This is a genomic window from Rhizobium sp. 01N447_2 (assembly GCF_056399245.1).
The window spans coordinates 33440-53890 of sequence record NZ_JBFTQY010000001.1; the positions used below are offsets into that span (position 1 = coordinate 33440).

The window sequence follows — 20451 nt, forward strand, 5'->3', positions numbered from 1 at the left end:
GTGACGGGCTTGGCCTGCGATCAGGCCGAGCCCGCCGCATCGAAGCAAGGTATTTCCATGCAGACAGTCTTCAGCATAGCCGTCGACGCCTTTGCCTATGGCATGGTGCTGTTCGTGATATCGATCGGCCTTTCGGTGACCATGGGGCTGATGCGTGTCGTCAACCTGGCCCATGGCGCCTTCGCGATGATTGGCGGCTACATCGCCTCCTATGTCGCCCGCGACCTCGGCCTCGGTTATGCTGCAGCGGTCATTGCTGCCGTTGTCATCACGATCGTCGTCGCCATTCCGATCGAGCGTTTTCTCTACCGCCGGATCTATGGCGCTCCGGAACTGACCCAGGTGCTGATGACGATCGGCCTCACCTTCTGCATCATCGGCATCGCCAATTACCTGATGGGGCCGACGCTGAAGACCATACCGCTGCCCGCTGCGCTGCAAGGATCGGCCGATCTCGGCTTTCGCACCATTCCCGTTCACCGGCTTTTCGTCATCCTCTGCGGCCTGGCCGTGGCGCTCGCCCTCTGGTTCGCGGTCGACAGGACCAGCTTCGGCGTCAAGCTGCGCGCCTCTGTGGATGATGCGGCGATGGCTGCTGCACTTGGCGTGCGCACCGACATCATCTACGCGGTGAGCTTTGCCGTCGCCGTCGGGCTTGCGGCCTTCGGCGGCGTGGTCGGCGCCGAACTCCTGCCTGTCGAGCCCTATTATGCGCTGCGCTACATGGTCACCTTCCTGGTCGTCGTCTCCGTCGGCGGCGCGGGTTCCATTCCGGGCGCGCTGATCGCCTGCCTGCTGCTGGGCGCGATCGATACGACAGGACGGTATCTGATGCCGGAATTCGGCGAATTCTTCTTCTATCTCGCCGTGATCGCAATCATCTGCGTCTTCCCCCGCGGCCTTGCCGGAAGGGTGAAATAAGATGGCGCTTGTCATGAACGACGAAAACGGACCTCTCCAGCATCGTCGCGGGTTCATCAGCCGCGATCTTATCGGAATAGCCGTCATCATAGCCATTGCCGCCATCGGCTATTTCGCCTTCCCCGATAATCTCGCCCTTCTGACCCGGATGATCACGATCGCGCTGCTCGTCCTGTCGCTCGATCTCGTGACCGGTTATTGCGGCGTCGCAACGCTTGGCCATGCAGCACTTTTCGGCTCCGGCGCCTATGCCGCCGGGATCCTCTCGGCGCATTACGGCATCAATGATCCACTGCTGATGATGCTTGCCGGCATTGCCGGCGGCACGGTTGCCGGGCTGCTCTGCGGCGCCATCATCCTGCGTGCGCATGGGCTGCCGCAGCTGGTTCTGTCGATTGCGCTGATCAACCTCTTCCATGAATTCGCCAACAAGGCCTCGTCTTGGACAGGCGGCAGCGATGGACTTTCCAGCATCGCGCCGGACCCGGTCTTCGGCCTCTTCGAATTCGATCTCTACGGTCACACCGCCTTCTTCTTCGGAATGGCGCTGCTGCTGATCGTCTTCGTGCTGTTACGGTTTCTGGTCCGCTCGCCCTTCGGCATGCTCTGTCGCGCCATCAAGCAGGATCCGCTGCGCATCCGCGCCATGGGCGCTTCGCCGAAGGCAGCTCTGATCAGGATGTACGCGATCTCCGGCGCCGTTGCCGGTGTCGGCGGCGCCTTGAATGCTATCTCGACACAGGTCGTCGGCCTCGACAGCCTGTCTTTTACGCAGTCGGCCGAAGCGCTGGTTATGCTGGTGCTCGGCGGCACTGGTTCTCTCTTCGGGGCGCTTTCCGGCACTGTCATCTTCATGCTCTTCGAGGACTATGTCTCCGCCGCCAATCCCTTCCATTGGCTGACCATGGTCGGCGCGCTGCTGATCGCCGTCGTGCTCTTTGCGCCGAAAGGTCTCTATGGCACAGCAGCGACCTTCATCGGTCGCCGCAGGGAGCAACGCTCATGAGCCCGGTCTTCGAAGTCGCCAATCTCAAGAAAGCCTTCGGCGGCCTTGCCGTCACCAATAATGTCTCGCTCATCATGTCACCTGGCGATCGCATCGCGCTGATCGGCCCGAACGGCGCCGGCAAAACCACCTTCGTCAACCTCGTGACCGGCAATCTGCCGCCCGATTCCGGCGAGGTTCGCCTCGGCGGCGAGCTGGTGACGAAGGTCGATGCGATCGGCAGGGTCAGACGCGGTCTTGTCCGCTCCTTTCAGGTGACACGGCTCTTCCAGGACATGACGCCGGCCGAACATGTGGGACTTGCCGTCCTTCAGCGCGATGGAAAGACCGGGCACATGTTCGGCAATTTCCTGCGCATGCCTGACGTCATGGCCGAGGTCGACGATCTCCTTGGAAAACTCGGGCTGGCTTTGCTGATGCATCGCAAGGTCAGCGAAATCGCCTATGGCCAGCAGCGGCTTCTGGAGATCGCCGTGGCGCTAGCGCTGAAGCCGAAAGTGCTGTTGCTCGACGAACCCGCAGCCGGTGTGCCGCAAAGCGATACCGGCCGTATCGAGCAGGCGCTGGCCGATCTGCCCGCCGATCTCGCCGTGCTGATGATTGAACACGACATGGATCTCGTCTTCCGTTTTGCCAGACGTGTCATCGTGCTTGCCGCAGGCGCGATCATCTTCGACGGCCTGCCTGAAGACGTCACCAAGGATGCGCGCGTGCGCGAGGCCTATCTTGGGAGCTATGCCAATGCCAGCCATATCGCTTGAGGTCGAGAATCTGTCGGCCGGATATGGGCCGACGAGAGTGCTCGAAGGCATTTCCTTCTCCGTGCCGGCAGGTGCCCGGCTTGCCGTGCTCGGCCGCAACGGCATGGGCAAGACCACGCTTTTGGCAACGCTTGCCGGGCAGACCAGGCGATACGAGGGCAGCATCCGTCTCGGCGATTCGGATGTCACGACGGTACCGAGTGCTGCACGCGCGCATAAAGGTCTCGGATATGTGCCGCAGGCACGCTGCGTCTTCCCAACGCTGACGGTTGAAGAAAACCTTTTCGTCGGCTTGAAGGCGCGACCGAAAACGGCGCTGGAGGAAGCCTATACGATGTTCCCGCGCCTGAAGGAGCGCCGCCGCAACCTCGGCAGCCAGCTTTCCGGCGGCGAGCAGCAGATGCTCTCCACGGCTCGCACCATTCTCGGTCGCCCCTCCGTCCTGCTGCTTGACGAACCACTGGAGGGCCTTGCGCCCGTTATCTGCGAGGAACTGATGGCGGCCTTCGCCGACCTCGCCAAGACGGGAGACATGACCATCCTGCTGGTCGAGCAGCGCATCCAGAGCGCGCTCGATTTCGCCGATCAGGTCGTCATTCTCGAACGCGGCAGACTGGCCTGGACCGGAACGCCGGAAAATCTCACCGGGGATCACGAGGCTGTCGAGAGCCTGCTTGGGGTCGGCGGCCTGCATTGATGGGATGGTCGGCAGAAGCTCAGGCTCTGCTGATTGCCCCCTTTCGCCTTCAAGATTGCTCTTGGTGCGCCGAGCAATTCATGCAGTATATCGTCATGACGACGTCATGATTGACCCGTCATTATTATCCTGCTTGAAAGTTTTCCGCTGGCCGAATTGATGGATCGCCTGAAAAGGCGAGAAACACCATGATCGATGAAGCTGCAGCAACGTAAGACAAGACGTAAATCCTGGTTCATAAAACAGGGATCGACGTTTATGCCGCTCTCTTTACTTGAATAGTTGAGCTGTAATCGACCGGAATTTGTGGCGTTGACGGGCGGAATTGCTCTGACGCTCCATCAATTTCGGTTGCCAGATACCCGATAGGGTTGCATAGTCGAATAGAATATCAAACGGGGGGATAGAAATGGCAAACCACAAGCCGGTCGCAGGTGACGTATACCAGCCTATTTTCAACATCGACAACCCGATCGACGGCAACATCCTGGACAATAYCAGTTCCACGGATGCCGACGGAGATCAGGTGCGTCTCAACTTCGTCAATGGACAGCGAATTCCGCAACCGGCCGATCCGAACGGGCCTGCCACGACCACCACAGTCGAAGGAAAATACGGCACGCTGACCGTCTATTCCAACGGCAATTACACCTATGAGCTCGATCACGCCAACCCGGTGGTATCAGCGCTCGGCCCGGGAGACCAACTCGTCGACCAGTTCAATTTCAAGATCTCGGATGGCAAAGGCGCCACCGATTTCGGCTTGCTCAATATCGCGGTCGACTTGCCGGAGCACGGCGACGTCTTCGTGAATTTCGAGGACGTCGGCAACCACGACTTCCCGACGGGCTACAAAGGCTTCGATTGGGGTGCCTGGCACGATGGCGACGACGCGACTGTGCGGGAGGAAGCGGATGGCAACCACTATCTGGGAGGAGGCGTGTTCTGGACACCCATCCAAGCCGCCGATGGCGGCCACTTTCAGATCGAGCAATTCAGTGTCGCAAACGGCACATCGGACTATGACAACGTTCTGACGATCGAAGGTCGTCTAAACGGCGACACCGTATTCTTGGTCACGGTCAACGTCACCGCCGACAGCATTCATGACCCGCAAGTGATCGATCTCAGCGCCTACGGCGAAATCGACTATCTCGTGCTCGACACTGAGCCCGTCATCACCGAAACGAGCGGCCCGGATTATTACGGCGCGCAATACGACAACTTTCATTTCATCGTTTGACGAAGGGGGAAAGGGCGTCGTATCGCCGAAATCTTTGCACCTTCGCCGAGCGCGCTCTGCTGCAGCTATCTGATACCAATATCTTGCGATAGCTGACCGGGTTGCGTCTTGCTAGCATAGGATCGTGCGAGGAGGCACGGTTATGCTGGGATGGAGGAAATGATGCAGCCAGTCGGGATCAGGTTAGCGGCGGTCATGTTCTCGCTTGCCGTATGGGCTATTATTATCGCAGTCGCATCCCATTTTTGGGCGACGAAGATGCCTCTATTGCTTTTGACGCTCTACAGATAGGCCTGTCTTCGGCGTTCGCGGAAATCCCCTCGCCGCGCCACCTTTGGCGCTGCGACCACGGCCGACGGAACCGCCTCAAAATCGAGCTGCAAAAATCGCTAATTCTGCAATGAGGAGATGGTAGCGGAGGAGGGATTTGAACCCCCGACACAAGGATTATGATTCCTCTGCTCTGACCTACTGAGCTACTCCGCCACTGGTCAACGATACCCGCTCGCGAAGCGATGCCGGTTCGTGGGATGAGCGGCTTATAAGGTGCGCTTCGGCTTTGTGTCAAGCGCATGATCGAGAAAAACGGTGGGCTTTGCCGCCTCCCGTTTCCGATGGGTTTCAGGCGGCGACGGGGCCGGCCAAAAGGGCCTTCAGGCAGGCTTCCGCCGAAGGCTCGCGCTCTGAGCGCTCGATGAAACCGCCGCCGAAGACGCGGGCGTTGTCGCCGGGCGCCGAATAAAGCGCGCAGGCCTGGCCAGGCGCAATGCCCGCCTCGCCCACCGTCAGGTCGACATAGGTGCCTGTTGCATCGACATGCAGCACGGCGGGCGCCGGCGCCCTCGTCGAGCGGACCTTGGCGTAGCAGGCAAAGCCCTTGCCGGATGCGGCTTCCGCAAGCGTCTCGTCACCCAGCCAGTTGATGTCGCGCAGGTAGACGCGGTGCGTTTCCAGCGCCTCCTTCGGTCCGACGATGACGCGGCGCGAACGGGCGTCGAGAAAGACGACGTAGAGCGGCTCGCCGGTAGCGATGCCGATGCCGCGGCGCTGGCCGATGGTGAAGTGCAGGATACCCTCATGGGTTCCAAGCACGCGGCCATCGAGATGGACGATCTCGCCGGCAAGCGCCGCATTCGGCTTCAGCTTGGTGATGACGTCGGAATATTTGCCCTGCGGCACGAAGCAGATGTCCTGGCTGTCGGCCTTCTTGGCAACGACGAGGCCCATCTCTTCAGCAAGCCTGCGGGTCTCGGCCTTCGGCAGGCCGCCCAGGGGAAAGCGAAGATAATCGATCTGTTCCTGCGTCGTGGCGAAGAGAAAATAGCTTTGGTCGCGATCGGCATCAGCCGGACGAAAAAGCGCGCGGCGGCCCGGATTCTCCGGCGAAGGGTTCAGTCCCGAGCGGATATAGTGACCGGTCGCCAGCGCATCGGCGCCAAGCTCCTTGGCGGTCGCCAGCAGATCGGCAAACTTGACGGTCTGGTTGCAGGACACGCAGGGGATCGGCGTTTCGCCCGCCACATAGCTCTCGGCGAAGGGATTGATCACCGTCTCGCGGAAGCGCTTTTCGTAGTCGAGCACGTAATGCGGGATGCCGAGCGTTTCGCAGACGCGGCGCGCATCGTCGATATCCTGGCCGGCGCAGCAGGAACCGGCGCGGTGAACGGCGGCGCCATGATCGTAAAGCTGCAGCGTAATGCCGAGCACATCGTAACCCTGCTGTTTGAGAAGGCCGGCGACGACGGATGAATCGACGCCGCCCGACATGGCAACGACGACACGGGTCTCTTCCGGCTTCTTGTCAAAATCCAGTGTGTTCAACGATGGTGCCATTCTGCTTGGGTCACGATCCGCCCTTGCGCTGCAATTGCGGCGGATTGCTGATCTCCGGCGGGATCGGCCGCCGTCTCTCGATGAGGCACCGATATAGAAAGGATTGTCCTTGGGCGCAAGGGGCAGCCTTCGGGCACCGATATTTCGCATTCCCGCATGAAGAGAAGGCGCAGCCAAAGCCGCGCCTTGGAAGCGGGGGGTGCGGCTCAGGTGCCGATCAGCTTGTTGCAGGCGAATGCGATGCCCGGATTGGCGATAATGGCGGTCACGAGCGCCAGCCCGATTATCGAGAATGAAAAGCGTTTCATAAACATCCTCCTTTCCAGCCCACGGGAATTATGCGGCTTCTGCCGCCGTTCTCAAAATGACGAATGCTTGATGGCATCCGGCGACATGCATTTCCCCGGACGCCACTCCCAGCTGTCGCTTAAGCGCTTCTATCTGCGTGACAAAGCGGCCTTGAGAGCGCGGCCGTGGATCAGCGCCTCCGCCTCGTGCTGCGGCATGGGCCGGCCGAGCAGATAGCCCTGCACCTCACTGAAACCTTCGGCGCGCAGCTTCTGCAACTGCTCTTCCGTCTCGATCCCTTCGGCCAGCGTCGTCGCATTGAAGCCGGAGCCGATGCCGACGACGGCGCGCACGATGGCGAGATTGCCCGCATCCGTTTCGATGCCCGAGACAAAGCTGCGGTCGAGCTTGATCTTGTCGAAGGGGAAGGACCTGAGATAGCTCAGCGACGAATAACCGGTGCCGAAATCGTCAATGGCGATGCGGACGCCAAGCGCCTTCAGCGCGCGCAGCCGCGGCAGACTTTGGTCGGCATCGGTCAGGAATACGGATTCGGTGACCTCGATTTCAAGCCGGTCGGCATTGAGGCCCGTCTCGTTGAGCGCCGCGACCACGGTCGAAAGCAGGCTTGCATGCCGAAACTGGGTGACGGAGAGATTGACGGCGATCCTCAGATGGGCGGGCCACCTGGCGGCCGCACGACAGGCTTCCCCGATCACCCAGTCGCCGATCGGAACGATGAGGCCGGTTTCCTCGGCGAGCGGAATGAATTCCATCGGCGCCACCAGCCCACGCTTGGGATGGCGCCAGCGGATCAGCGCCTCGAAGCCGCCGATGCCGTCATTGTCGAGCTGCACGATCGGCTGGTAATGCAGCTCGAACTGGCGCTTCTCCAGCGCTTCCCACAGTTCGGCGGTCATCACGTGCCGGCGCTCGGCGGCAAGCCGCATCTCCGTCTCGTAGAAACGATAGGTCGAGCGCCCGCTCTCCTTGGCGGCATAGAGCGCCAGATCCGCGTGCCGCATCAGCACATCCGCGTCGCCGGCATGGTCGGGCGCCAAGGCGATGCCGACGCTGCAGGTAACATGCTCCCGGACGCCGTCGAGATCGAAGGCACGGCTCAGCGCCTTGAGCAGCCGCTGCGCAAAACGCACGGCCCGCCCCGGCTCGTCGAGCTCCAGCACGACGGCGAATTCGTCGCCGCCAAGACGGGCGACAAGATCGCCCTCCTCCGCCAGTTGAAGCAGCCGCTCCGACACCTGGCAAAGCAGCGCGTCGCCGGCGGCGTGTCCCTTGCTGTCGTTGATATGCTTGAAGTGATCGACGTCGATATAAAGCAGCGCGATCGGACCGTCGGCGGCAGCTTCGACCGCCCGCTGGTTGATATGCATGGAAAATGCCGCCCGGTTCGGCAGGCCGGTGAGCGAATCGTGCATGGCGAGATGGGCAAGCTTTGCCTCGACGGTGCGCTCCTCCGTCACGTCCTGCGAGATACCGAGCAGATAACGCGGCGCATGGCCCTCAGGCGTCGGCAGGGCGCGCTTGACGGTGCGCAGGAGGCGCGGCGCACCGTCGGCGCGCAGCATGGTCTCCTCGAAGCTGATCGCCGTATTCGCTTCGAAGGCCCGGCGATCCTGCTCGCGGAAGGCGTCTGTCTGGCCGGTGGGAAACAGCGCCCGGTCGGTTCGGCCGACCACGTGCTCCGCCCTCATGCCGACGATGTCGCCGCAGGCCTCGTTGAAGAGAACGTAAAGCCCGTCCGCTTCCATGTCCTTGACGAAGACGCCGACCGGCAGGTTGTCGACGATGCTGTCGAGAAGCGAGCGCGTATCGCTGATCTGGCGTTTGGCGGCGTTGACCTCGCTGCGGTCCTGCACGATCGCCAGGATTGCGGCCCGGCCCTCGAAACGCACTTCTCGGCCATAAGTCAGCACTTCGAAGGTCTCGCCGCTCGCCTTGAGGTGAATCCAGCGCTCCGCCTTTTCCATGTCGGTGCGGCCGCTGACGGCGTCGATCATCCGCTCCCGCTCATGCTCAGGGCGGATATCCAGAACCGTCATGCGCCGGTATTCGTCCGCACCGTAGCCGTAAAGTGCCGCCGCCGCCTCGTTGACGATGAGAAAGCGCAGCGATGTCGGATCATAGACCCACATCGGCGAGGGATGCGTTGCAAACAACGACCGGAAGTCGTCGTTTAATGCTTCGATCTGCTCGGTCTTCTGCAAGGGGGCCATGAAAATTCGCGTGCCGTTGATGCCGATGCCAGGGTATACCGAGAAAAGTTAAATAAAATCAGAATCATACTCAGGGTTAAACTTTAGGCTTCCGCCTTCAGAATGTGCAAAGCGGTGGTCTGCCATCACGATCTCGGCCCTCGATAAAATAATTTGGGCGCCATGGAACAATTCCGTCGATCGTGTGTTGCGGGGTGATCGATGTCGCATTCGAATTGCTGAGGAGGGTTTCATGGGCAGGTTCGGCACGACGACGGATTACAGCAGAATCAGACATTGGATCGAGGCGCGCGGCGGCCATCCCGCCCGCATCAAGAACGCACCGGACAGCGAAACCGTCCGCGTCGATTTTTCCTCGGAACCGGAAGAGATTTCCTGGGATGAATTCTTTCAGGGCCTCGACGGCAGTAGGCTCGCCTTCCTTCACCGCACCAAGGCTGAAGACGATGTCGCCCGTTTCGGCAAAATCCTCCGCCGGAAACGCCGGCACCACTGAGGCATGTGTCGCCCAAAAGTGTGCAGCGGTTTTGGGACCACGACATGCATCAAATAAAGATTTAAAGCGCGACGCGATTTAAGATTCATCGGTTCCTGACACGAAAAAACMCGGCGCCGTTTCCAGCGCCGGGTTTTTCATGTCCTCGGGAGGAAAAACTCAGTCGATATTGAAGGTCAGCGGCTTTGCCTGGCGTACCGCCTGGTGGGCGGTCAACTCAGCAAGCACCGCGTCATCAACCTTGCCGTCGACATAGAGCAGCGCGATGGCGTCACCACCCTGCTTGTCACGGCCGAGCTGGAAGTTGGCGATGTTGACGCCGGCGGCACCAAGCGTCGTGCCGATGAAGCCGATCATGCCGGGAACGTCGGTATTGGTGATGTAGATCATGTGCGAGCCGACATCGGCATCGAGGTTGATACCCTTGATCTGGATGAAGCGCGGCTTGCCGTCCGAAAACACCGTGCCGGCGACCGAGCGTGTCATGCTTTCGGTGGTCACCGTCAGCTTGATATAGCCGTCGAAGACGCCTGTCTTGTCGCGCTTGACCTCGGAAAGCACGATGCCCTTTTCCTTGATCATGATCGGTGCCGAAACCATGTTGACGTCGGCGACCTGCGGGCGGATGAGGCCGGCGAGCACGGCGCTCGTCAGTGCCCGCGTGTTCATGTTGGCGGTGATGCCGTCATAGAGGATTTCGATTTCCTTGATCGGCTCTTCGGTGACCTGGCCGACGAAGGCGCCGAGAACGTCGGCAAGACGGATGAAGGGCTTCAGGATCGGCGCTTCCTCCGCCGTGATCGACGGCATGTTGATGGCGTTGGAGACCGCACCATTGACGAGGTAATCCGCCATCTGTTCGGCCACCTGCAAAGCGACGTTCTCCTGCGCCTCAGTCGTCGAGGCGCCGAGATGCGGCGTGCAGACGACGTTCGGCAGGCCGAAGAGCGGGCTTTCCTTGGCGGGCTCGACCTCGAACACGTCGAAGGCGGCACCCGCAATATGGCCCGACTTGATCGCTTCGGCAAGCGCTGCCTCATCGACCAGGCCGCCGCGGGCGCAGTTGATGATGCGCACGCCGGGCTTGGTCTTTGCCAGCGCTTCCTTGTTGAGGATGCCGCGCGTCTTGTCGGTCATCGGCACATGCAGCGTGATGAAATCGGCCCGGGCGAAAAGCTCTTCGAGTTCGACCTTGGTGACGCCCATCTCCTCGGCGCGCTCCTTGGAGAGGAACGGATCGTAGGCGACGACGTGCATTTTGAGGCCGATGGCCCGGGCGCAGACGATCGAGCCGATATTGCCGGCGCCGATGACGCCGAGCGTCTTGCCGGTGATCTCGACGCCCATGAACTTCGACTTCTCCCACTTGCCGGCCTGCGTCGAGGTATCGGCTGCCGGAAGCTGGCGGGCGACGGCGAACATCAGCGCGATCGCGTGTTCGGCCGTCGTGATCGAGTTGCCGAAGGGCGTGTTCATCACGATGATGCCCCGGCGCGAGGCGGCCGGGATATCGACATTGTCGACGCCGATGCCGGCACGGCCGACCACCTTGAGGTTCGTCGCCCCCTCGATGATCTTTTCCGTCACCTTGGTGGCGGAGCGGATGGCCAGGCCATCATACTTGCCGATGACCTCGAGCAGACGGTCTTTGTCCTTGCCGAGCTGCGGTTCGAAATCGACTTCGACGCCGCGGTCGCGAAAAATCTGGACGGCGGTTTCCGACAATTCGTCGGATACGAGAACGCGAGGTGCCATGAGGGCCTCCTTCAAATGTGTTCAGCGATGAATGAATCAGGAATGCTACTCCGCCCTTTGGCGGAGCCGAATGCGATGACCTCAGGCGGCGGCCTGAGCGAGCTGCGCCTTCTGTGTTTCGAAGGCCCAGGAAAGCCAGGGCATCAGCTTCTGCATGTCGGATGCCTCGATCGTGGCGCCGGCCCAGATGCGCAGGCCCGATGGCGCGTCGCGGTAGTGGCCGACGTCATACGCGACACCTTCCTTTTCCAGGAGACCGACCAGGCCCTTGGCGAAATTCGCCTGGCCGTCGTCGTCAAGGGCTGCAATGTCCTTGTCGACGATCTTCAGGCAGACGGAGGTGTTGGAGGCCGTTTCCACCTTGACGGCGAGATTGGCGATCCAGTCGTTTGCCGCGACGAAATCGTGGATGACCTTGGCATTGGCATCGGCACGCGCGATCAGCCCCTTGAGGCCGCCGACCTGCTTCGCCCAGACAAGCGCATCGATATAGTCTTCGACGCAGAGCATCGACGGGGTGTTGATCGTCTCACCCTGGAAGATGCCTTCCGTCAGCTTGCCGCCCGAGGTCATGCGGAAGATCTTCGGCAGCGGCCAGGCCGGCGTGTAGGTGACCAGACGCTCGACGGCGCGAGGCGAAAGAATGATGACGCCGTGTGCACCCTCGCCGCCCAGAACCTTCTGCCAGGAGAAGGTGACGACGTCGAGCTTGGCGAAATCGAGCGCCTGCGCGAAAGCCGCCGAGGTGGCGTCGCAGATCGTCAGGCCCTTGCGGTCGGCCGGGATGAAATCGGCATTCGGCACGCGCACGCCCGAGGTGGTGCCGTTCCAGGTGAAGACGACGTCGCGGTCGAAATCGACGGCGGAGAGATCGGGAAGCTCGCCGTAACCGGCTTCGAGCTTGCGCACATCCTTGAGCTTCAGTTGCTTGACGACATCGGTGACCCAGCCGGCGCCGAAGCTTTCCCAGGCGAGCATATCGACGCCGCGTTCGCCGAGCAGCGACCAGAGCGCCATTTCGACGGCGCCGGTGTCGGACGCCGGGACAATGCCGATGCGGTAATCCGCCGGCACTTCGAGAATTTCACGGGTAAGGTCGATGGCCTGCTTGAGCTTGGCCTTGCCGACCTTCGCGCGGTGCGAACGGCCAAGGGCCGCGTCGGAAAGGGCTTCGAGCGACCAACCGGGGCGCTTCGAGCAGGGGCCAGAAGAAAAATGGGTATTGTGCGGACGGATGTCCGGCTTTGCGGTCTTCGCCATGATGCTATCCTCTCAGATAGAAAGCCCTTCGTTGGGGAAGGGTGTCCCGCCGCCGTGTGTATGGATCCGGCGCGTCATAGTCAAGATCGAAGTGTCGCGGGCGGAACATATTTTGACGCAGGGCGGGACGGCCGCAATACGAAAAAGCCGCCCGGTCGGGGCGGCTTTCAGATGTTAGGGGATCGGACTTACTTGTAGACAGGCTGCTGCAGCGGGATTTCCGGCGGCGGTTCGTAGCTTGCCTGAGCGCAGCCGCCGAAGAGATAGCGGGCGCCGACGCGAGCTTCGTGGGCGCTCAGACCCTTGTCGCGGCCCGGGCCGCCATTGTCGGCATAGCCGAACATGTTGCCGCCATCGATATGCAGGTAACGGTAGCCGACATCGGCTTTGATGTTGCAGGTCACGTCGATCGAAGCGCCGGCCATGAGGGCGTAGGTGAAGCGCCAGTTACCCTTGCCGCCGTGGGTGACCTCGTCGTCGCAGAAGCTGCCGTCATCGGCGCAGGCGACGTTGCTGAGGTTCTTCCACTTTACGTAGGAACCGCCGATACCGGCGCCGACATAAGGCGTGACGTAGCCGTAGGTGCCGAGATCGACATAGGCGTTGGCGAGCAGCGTATAGGCTGTCAGCGAAGAGCGGTCGCTCGAGGTGCAGTCCACCAGCGGAAAGCCGCACTGCCCGACCGTCGAGCCCTTGAAATCCGCCTGGGTGAGATAGTCGAAAGTCAGATCGGTGCGCAGATAGCTGTTGATCTGGTAACCGACACCACCGCCGACAGTCCATGTATCATCCAGATCGGCGTCGTCGAAATCGACCTCCGTGGCGTTGCTGCCCTGGAAATAGCGGGCGCCGCGCAGATCGGTGAAGGCATAACCGACATCGCCGCGCAGGTACCAGCCGGTCGCTTCGGTGACCGTCACCTCAGGCGGCTGCTCCGGGATAGGCTCGGCAGGGGCCAGGTCCGCGGAATAGGCATTTGTCGCGATCAACAATGCGGCGAAGATGCCGGACAAGCTTCTTTTCATGGATCCCACTCCAAAATCCCGTTGCGTCGGCAGGCTGAATCGCCGCCAATCTGGTACGCTTCGTATGGATAATGAATTGGAAACGTTAAAAGCTGCTTAACTATAAATGAGAAGAAACGTTAAGAGACAGATTGGCGGGCAAGTTCCTCGATATGGTGAAACTCGGCCAAAGGCTGGCAGCTCCGGACTTGCCGAAGATTGCCAGCCGCAACGCCAAGAACCCCGCCCCGCCAAATCGCTAAGTTGGTTTCCTTCGCCATCAAGTCGGTCGGCTCCACTCGGCGAATCCTGTCGTTACTTCCATTGTGTCGCGTTTTCGGCGGCGCAGCCGTATGGCGGCAAGGAGGTGCCAAAGTTCGTTTTGAGCTTGGCACAGCCCCAGGCATTAATCGGGCCTGGCATGGCATTGTTGAGCGTGATGCCAATTTCGTCGTAAGGGCTGTCGGTGTTGGTGATGTAGCGATACCAGCGGAAACCGGTAAAGACGACGAATGCGAGAGCGATCGTCAGCAGCAGGCGCACCAATTTTTTCATAATATTTCCTTTGAATGCAAACGCCGCCGTGTAGCATCCGCATGTGGAGGTTGACAGCGCCGTCACCAAGACATCGGCAAATTTCCGTGGATGCCGTCTCAGTGCCCACTGCGCCCCGACATGCCGCGGCTGCGAGGCTTGCTCCCTACCGGAAGCCAAGCTGGCAAGTCACTGACATGTTGTCTTCGGAAGGGCGCGGAAACGGTTCCGGCGGGAAGTCGATCCGGAGTGGATCTTCGAACCGAAKGCGCCAATAACGAAAAAGCCGGCACTTGCGTACCGGCTTTTGACATTTCGTCCCGAAAAAATCAGGCGGCAGTCCGGACATTCGAGATCGTGCCGATCAGCTCGTTGACGATGCGCTCGATCTGGGCGCGGTCGTCGCCTTCGGCCATGACGCGGATCAGCGGCTCGGTGCCCGAGGGGCGGATGACGAGGCGGCCGTTCCTGGCAAGCTCGGCTTCGGCATCGGCGATCGCCTTCTGCACCTGGATATCCTCCAGCGGCTTGCCGCCGCTGATGCGGACATTGCGCAGGAGCTGCGGCACCGGCTCGAAGCGACGGCAGACCTCGCTGACGGTCCGTCCGGTGCGTTTGACCGCGGCCAGGATTTGCAGGGCCGCGACGAGACCGTCGCCGGTCGTGCCGTAATCCGAAAGCACGATATGGCCCGACTGCTCGCCGCCGACATTGTAATTATGCTGGCGCATATGCTCGACGACGTAGCGGTCGCCGACCCGCGTGCGGGCAAGCGCCATGCCGCGCTCATCGAGAAAGCGCTCGAGGCCGAGATTGGACATCACGGTGGCGACGATGCCGTTGCCGCGCAGCTGCTGGCTCTCGGCCCAGCTCTCGGCGATGACGGCCATCAGTTGGTCGCCGTCGACGATCGAACCGTTTTCGTCGACGATGATGACGCGGTCCGCGTCGCCATCGAGCGCGATGCCGATATCGGCGCGTACCTCGTCGACCTTCTTCTGCAGCGCGACGGGGCTAGTGGAGCCGCAATTGAGATTGATGTTGGTGCCGTTCGGCTCGTTACCGATGGTGACCACCTCGGCGCCGAGTTCCCAGAGCACGGCCGGTGCCACCTTGTAGGCGGCGCCATTGGCGCAATCGATCGCGATCCTCAGGCCTTGCAGTGTCACGTCGCGCGGCAGCGTGCGCTTGGCATGTTCGATATAGCGGTCATGCACGCCGTCGACGCGCTTGGCGCGGCCGATATCGTCGGATTTGGCAAGCTGCGCATTCAGGTCCTTTTCGAGCAGATCCTCGATCTCGGCCTCAATGTCGTCCGAAAGCTTGTAGCCATCGGGACCAAAGAGCTTGATGCCGTTATCCTCGTAAGGATTGTGCGACGCCGAGATCATCACGCCGAGATCGGCGCGCAGCGAGCGCGTCAGCATGGCAACAGCTGGTGTCGGGATCGGGCCGAGAATAAAGGCATCGAGGCCCGCGGCCGTGAAGCCCGCGACCATGGCATTCTCCAGCATATAACCGGAAAGGCGCGTATCCTTGCCGATGACGACGCGGTGGCGATGGTTGCCGCGACGGAAGATCGTACCGGCGGCAATGCCGACCCGCATGGCGAGATCCGGCGTCATCGGGAAGACGTTGGATTGGCCGCGAATGCCGTCCGTACCGAAATAGCGTCTTTTCATCTGCACTCCTGTGCTTTCCGCGCGCCATTCAAGGCAGCGCACCGTTCCAAGCAAATCCGGCTTCAGTGGAATGTCGTCAATCCAGGAGCGTGATTCATGCTTGCCTCAATTCAGCGGAATGCCACAAAATGCGGCGATCAGCACGTAAATTAGCAAGAAAAATGATTATATCCCGTTACCAATGGAAAAGGCCGGATCTCCGACGTCGGAAATCCGGCCTTGTTCAAGGCAGTGCCGCTGTTCAATGCGGCTGCGGTTCGAGGCCGCCTTCGGGCTCGTCGCCCTTCGTGGCAGGCCGTGCGCCGGCCTTCGGAACAGCCGAGCCGCGGCTCGGCGGCGAATCATCGCCGAGATCGCGGGAAGGCTTTTCGCCGCGGATCAGCGCCTTGATCTCTTCGCCGGTCAGCGTCTCGTACTCGAGCAGACCTTCGGCAAGCACGACGAATTCGTCGTRCTTTTCCGTCAGGATCGTGCGGGCCTGCGTATAGGCTTCGTCGATCAGGCGGCGCACTTCATTGTCGATCTTCTGCGCGGTTGCTTCGGAAACATTCTTCGACTGCGAAACCGAGTGGCCGAGGAAGACTTCCTGCTGGTTCTCGCCATAGGCGACCTGACCGAGCTGATCGGAAAAGCCCCACTGCGTGACCATGGCGCGGGCAAGCTTCGTGGCCTGCTCGATGTCGGAGGAGGCACCGGAGGTAATGTTCTCCTTGCCGAAGGTGAGCTCTTCGGCAACGCGGCCGCCCATCATGATGCAGAGGCGTGAGACCATCCACTTGTAGCTCATCGAGTAGCGGTCGCCCTCGGGAAGCTGCATGACCATGCCGAGCGCACGGCCGCGCGGAATGATAGTCGCCTTGTGCAGCGGATCGGCGACGGCGACATTGAGCGCGGTCATGGCGTGTCCGGCCTCATGGTAAGCGGTGAGCTTCTTTTCCGCCTCGGTCATCGCCGAGGAACGGCGCTCGGCGCCCATCATGATCTTGTCCTTGGCGTCCTCGAATTCCTGCATGGTGACGACGCGCTTGTTGCGGCGGGCGGCCATGAGGGCGGCTTCGTTGACGAGGTTCATCAGGTCGGCGCCGGAAAAACCGGGCGTACCGCGGGCGAGGATCTTGAGATCGACATTCGGCGCCAGCGGAACGTTGCGGGCATGCACCTTGAGAATACGCTCGCGGCCGACGATGTCGGGGTTCGGCACCACGACCTGACGGTCGAAACGGCCGGGACGCAGCAGCGCCGGATCGAGCACGTCGGGGCGGTTGGTCGCAGCGATCAGGATCACGCCCTCATTCGCCTCGAAGCCGTCCATTTCGACCAGCAGCTGGTTCAGCGTCTGCTCGCGTTCGTCATTACCGCCGCCGAGACCGGCGCCGCGATGGCGGCCGACAGCATCGATTTCGTCGATGAAGATGATGCAGGGCGCATTCTTCTTGGCCTGCTCGAACATATCGCGCACGCGGCTTGCACCGACGCCGACGAACATTTCGACGAAATCGGAGCCCGAAATGGTGAAGAAGGGCACATTGGCTTCGCCGGCGACCGAGCGGGCGAGCAGCGTCTTGCCGGTACCCGGAGGACCGACGAGCAGCACGCCGCGCGGAATCTTGCCGCCGAGACGCTGGAACTTCTGCGGATCACGCAGGAATTCGACGATTTCCTCGAGATCCTGCTTGGCCTCGTCGACACCGGCGACGTCTTCGAAAGTCACGCGGCCATGCGCTTCAGTCAGAAGCTTGGCTTTGGACTTGCCGAAGCCCATCGCGCCGCGTGAGCCGCCTTGCATCTGCCGCATGAAGAACAGCCAGACGCCGAGAATCAGAAGCATCGGCAAAAGTGTGCCGAGATAGCTGAGGAAACCCGAAGAGCCATCCGTTTCAGGACGGGCGGAAACCAGGACATTCTTCGACTGCAGGCGATCGAGCAGACTGTCGTCGATCACAGGCGAATAGGTCTGGAAGGCGGTGCCATTTTCAACATAGCTTCCGGAGAGACGGTTGCCCGTGACCACGACGTCCTTCACGCGGCCCGCATCGACCTCACGCAGAAACTGCGAATAAGGGATTTCGCGGGAGCCCGTCTGTGCCGGCGCCGTCTGGAACATACTGAAAAGGGCGATCAGCAGAAGCGCGATGATCGCCCACAAGGCGAAATTACGTAAGTTAGGGTTCATTGAACTCCCCAGCATGGAACAGCCGCCTCATGGCGACCGTCTTATTCGTTTCTAACATAGGGTTGCGCCGCGCGATTGCCAAGGCGACACCCCAGGTCAGATGGTTTTTCCGTCAATACTTCTTAAAGGCAGCCTCGCATAGGGCGCCGTCGCGAAAACGGCCGAAAGCCTATTGGCGAAGATGAAGTCAAATCGTGTCAAAAAGCGGTCGAAGGGTGCGAAATAGGGTGTCAGTTCGACCATGCGGGCGGATTCCTCAGATAAAAGGTTTCCTTCGGCAGATAAAACCGGCGCGGAGGCGACGGCGCGCTTCCAAGCGCCCTTGGGAAGGCGCTGCATACACTCCCTCATTCCTGTGCTGGTCACAGGAATCCAGCCACCGCGCGTCTGCGCGGTGATTGACTCAATAAAGCGTGAAGTGTCTTGCGCGCCCGAGTCCTTGGGCGCCTGGATCTCAATTGATGCGGCCGACCCATTGCGCGCATAAAACCTTCCATCCCAAACCCCGGCCTCTCCCGGCTGCAACACCAGCGGCAATATCCCCCGGCTCTCGCGCCCCAAATAARGCCCGTCACGCCTGAGATCGAACACCACCCTGCCAACGGTCATCCGTCCCGGTTCACTGCCGGTGGCAGATGCAAGGATATGCGCCATATGCGCCCTCCCCGGCGCAAACGGCTGCCCACCGAAAACGGCTGTCAGACGGCCGAGTGCATAATCGAGGACTGCCCGATCCTGCCGCAGCCCGTCAGGCGTCACCTGTCCGAGCAGACCGCCGTGAAGCGTGAAATGACGATCCAGCCATTCTGCTCCCCTAGCCGAAAGAGCCAGCCGCGCTTCCCAAGCCGCGCGGATATTCCTCTCCGCACCTGCATCGGCCGAAAGCTTCCGGCGTGTCCGCACGCGCTCGTAGGTCACATCTTCGTTGCTCGGATCATCGATCCACGGCACGCCCCGCTCTTTGAGGAAAGCGCGGATATCTGCCCGGCTGGAAAAGAGAAGCGGCCGTAAAATCCAGAAGCGCCGGTTGAAGAGCACCGCATCCGCAATGCCGGTCGAAATCTGCTCCGTTCGCATCCCACGCATCTGCAGTGTTTCGCGCTGGTCGTCGAACGTATGGCCAGTGACGATGAGATCGGCTTCGAAACTTTCGGCGGCGGTTGCCAGCAGGCCATAGCGTGCCTCGCGGGCAGCCGCCATGATGCCGGTTTTCGGCTTGTCGCCCTCCCAGATCATGTTGGTGTGGGGAATGCCGAGTGATGTGCAGAGGGCTGCGACTTCACGCGCCTCGTCTGCCGAGCCGGCGCGCAACGCATGATCGACGGTCGCAGCGCAAAGGGACATCTTGAGATGGGGTGCGGCCTTCACGGCTTCATCGAGGAGAAGAAGCAGGCCGGTGGAATCGCTGCCGCCTGATATCGCGACGAGAATGCGCGCAGGGCTTTGAAGCGACAAAAGAAACTGGAGGATCGCCTGTTGAGGCGGTGCGGTTTCCGGAGACATTCCGGAAGCCCTTAGCAGGCGAGGCGCTTCTGTTCGCTCGCAACCTTGCTTATGACGGCGCGCGAGGCCTTCGGATAACGCTTCGAGACTTCGCGCAGCGTCGCGCAGGCCGTCTCGGTATTGTCGAGGGCGGCAAGCGACATGCCGAGCTTCAGCAGCATTTCCGGCGCCTTTTCCGATGTACCGTATTTCTGGTGCGCATTGAGGAAGGTCTTGGCCGCCTCATTGTACTTGCCCTGCGAATAGAGTGCTTCGCCGAGCCAGAAATTGGCGTCCGCCGCCCGCGCGCTGCTCGGGTAGTGGGTGATGTACTGCGTGAATTCCTGTTCGGCCGTGCTGTAATCACCGGACAGCACGTGGCCATAAGCGGCCTTGTACTGGTCGGCCTCGCTACCGAGCGAGGCGGTCTGCTGCGGCGTTTTGCTGTTGGCAGCGGGAATCGGACCGGAACCGATGGTGGCATTTTCGTCAACGCTTCCGCCGATCGGATTGCCGTTCTGATCGAAATCGATCGAGCCGAGCTCCTTCGGTGGTTGGCCGAGACCGCTATTCTCCGGCACGCTGGTGGAGGGAGCCGTTTCGGCTCCCTGCGGTGCTTGGATCACCTTGGCAATATCGTCACCGCCGGAGGCTGCTGGAGCGGCATCGGTCTCGCTCTTCTTGACAGGTGCCTTGGCGGCACCGCCGGCACCCGTCTTTTCGAGCTGCTGGAAGCGGAATTCATTGTCTTCCTGCTGCTTGCGGATCGTCTCCTGCATCTGCAGAAGCTGAAAGCTCATCTCCTCGATCCGGCCGTTCAACTGCCGCAGCTGCTCTTCGAGCTGCTGCACGCGGACCTCCGCGTCGCCGCTCTGCACCTTGACAACAGGCGGCGCCGCCTGGTTTTCCGCGGATCGGCCGCCGAGATGTAGCCCGAAGAACGAGGCGGAATAGGCCGCCCGTTCGCTTCCGGTCACAGCCGCGAGGCACAGCATGCCTGCCACGACAAGTTTCTTCATATGTATCGTCCTGTCCCAGTGATTCTTCGCACCTCGATGGCACGAACAGGAGATTTTTCCAAT

16 protein-coding genes and 1 tRNA gene are annotated in these 20451 nt (G+C 61.1%); 6 read left to right on the top strand and 11 right to left on the bottom strand.

Features of this window, described 5'->3' with window-relative positions:
* Window positions 1–57: 57 nt before the first annotated feature.
* From AC1ECN_RS00145 to AC1ECN_RS00165, 5 genes are all read left to right on the top strand, one after another.
* The gene (locus tag AC1ECN_RS00145; protein ID WP_026236651.1) at window positions 58–921 is read left to right on the top strand and encodes a branched-chain amino acid ABC transporter permease; all 864 of its coding nucleotides are present in this window, start codon (window positions 58–60) and stop codon (window positions 919–921) included.
* A 1-nt stretch (window position 922) separates the two neighbouring features.
* Window positions 923–1927 carry a branched-chain amino acid ABC transporter permease gene (locus AC1ECN_RS00150; RefSeq protein ID WP_130656164.1) on the top strand — a complete coding sequence of 335 codons (1005 nt, stop codon included), beginning with the start codon at window positions 923–925 and terminating at the stop codon, window positions 1925–1927.
* Entirely contained in the window at window positions 1924–2688 is a 765-nt protein-coding gene (locus tag AC1ECN_RS00155) for an ABC transporter ATP-binding protein (protein ID WP_018068979.1), read from the top strand. The genes AC1ECN_RS00150 and AC1ECN_RS00155 overlap by 4 nt, the downstream gene beginning before the upstream one ends.
* Window positions 2669–3385: an ABC transporter ATP-binding protein gene (locus AC1ECN_RS00160; protein WP_018068980.1), complete on the top strand. Its 717-nt coding sequence runs from the start codon at window positions 2669–2671 to the stop codon at window positions 3383–3385. The genes AC1ECN_RS00155 and AC1ECN_RS00160 overlap by 20 nt, the downstream gene beginning before the upstream one ends.
* 409 nt (window positions 3386–3794) lie before the next feature.
* Window positions 3795–4628 (top strand): VCBS domain-containing protein, encoded by an 834-nt coding sequence (locus AC1ECN_RS00165; RefSeq protein WP_477951812.1) that lies wholly within the window; start codon window positions 3795–3797, stop codon window positions 4626–4628.
* Between the two features lie 409 nt (window positions 4629–5037).
* Here the strand turns inward: AC1ECN_RS00165 and AC1ECN_RS00170 are convergent.
* The 3 genes from AC1ECN_RS00170 to AC1ECN_RS00180 form a co-directional block, all read right to left on the bottom strand.
* Window positions 5038–5114 (bottom strand) — tRNA-Met (locus AC1ECN_RS00170).
* A gap of 135 nt (window positions 5115–5249) precedes the next feature.
* Window positions 5250–6449, bottom strand: a complete 1200-nt coding sequence (gene mnmA, locus AC1ECN_RS00175) for a tRNA 2-thiouridine(34) synthase MnmA (protein WP_130656166.1) — start codon at window positions 6447–6449, stop codon at window positions 5250–5252.
* Between the two features lie 449 nt (window positions 6450–6898).
* Entirely contained in the window at window positions 6899–8983 is a 2085-nt protein-coding gene (locus AC1ECN_RS00180; RefSeq protein ID WP_026170659.1) for a putative bifunctional diguanylate cyclase/phosphodiesterase, read from the bottom strand.
* A gap of 232 nt (window positions 8984–9215) precedes the next feature.
* Here AC1ECN_RS00180 and AC1ECN_RS00185 point away from each other — a divergent pair, with 232 nt between their 5' ends.
* Window positions 9216–9479 carry a hypothetical protein gene (locus tag AC1ECN_RS00185; RefSeq protein WP_018068984.1) on the top strand — a complete coding sequence of 88 codons (264 nt, stop codon included), beginning with the start codon at window positions 9216–9218 and terminating at the stop codon, window positions 9477–9479.
* A gap of 159 nt (window positions 9480–9638) precedes the next feature.
* On the opposite strand, the gene serA is transcribed toward AC1ECN_RS00185, so the two are convergent.
* The 8 genes from serA to ybgF form a co-directional block, all read right to left on the bottom strand.
* Window positions 9639–11234, bottom strand: a complete 1596-nt coding sequence (gene serA, locus AC1ECN_RS00190; RefSeq protein ID WP_018068985.1) for a phosphoglycerate dehydrogenase — start codon at window positions 11232–11234, stop codon at window positions 9639–9641.
* An 81-nt stretch (window positions 11235–11315) separates the two neighbouring features.
* On the bottom strand, window positions 11316–12494 hold the full coding sequence (locus AC1ECN_RS00195; RefSeq protein ID WP_018068986.1) for a phosphoserine transaminase: 1179 nt from the start codon (window positions 12492–12494) through the stop codon (window positions 11316–11318).
* A 188-nt stretch (window positions 12495–12682) separates the two neighbouring features.
* A complete protein-coding gene (locus AC1ECN_RS00200; RefSeq protein WP_029768252.1) occupies window positions 12683–13519 on the bottom strand; it encodes an outer membrane protein in 837 nt (278 codons plus the stop codon).
* A gap of 294 nt (window positions 13520–13813) precedes the next feature.
* Complete coding sequence (locus AC1ECN_RS00205; protein WP_024323077.1) at window positions 13814–14053, bottom strand: hypothetical protein; 240 nt, start codon at window positions 14051–14053, stop codon at window positions 13814–13816.
* Between the two features lie 308 nt (window positions 14054–14361).
* Window positions 14362–15714, bottom strand: coding sequence for a phosphoglucosamine mutase (glmM, locus tag AC1ECN_RS00210; protein ID WP_018068990.1), 1353 nt, complete (start codon window positions 15712–15714; stop codon window positions 14362–14364).
* 241 nt (window positions 15715–15955) lie between these two features.
* On the bottom strand, window positions 15956–17887 hold the full coding sequence (gene ftsH, locus AC1ECN_RS00215; RefSeq protein WP_477951816.1) for an ATP-dependent zinc metalloprotease FtsH: 1932 nt from the start codon (window positions 17885–17887) through the stop codon (window positions 15956–15958).
* A gap of 96 nt (window positions 17888–17983) precedes the next feature.
* On the bottom strand, window positions 17984–19390 hold the full coding sequence (tilS, locus tag AC1ECN_RS00220; RefSeq protein ID WP_477951818.1) for a tRNA lysidine(34) synthetase TilS: 1407 nt from the start codon (window positions 19388–19390) through the stop codon (window positions 17984–17986).
* An 11-nt stretch (window positions 19391–19401) separates the two neighbouring features.
* Window positions 19402–20388 (bottom strand): tol-pal system protein YbgF, encoded by a 987-nt coding sequence (gene ybgF / locus AC1ECN_RS00225; RefSeq protein ID WP_018068992.1) that lies wholly within the window; start codon window positions 20386–20388, stop codon window positions 19402–19404.
* Between the last annotated feature and the right edge of the window lie 63 nt (window positions 20389–20451).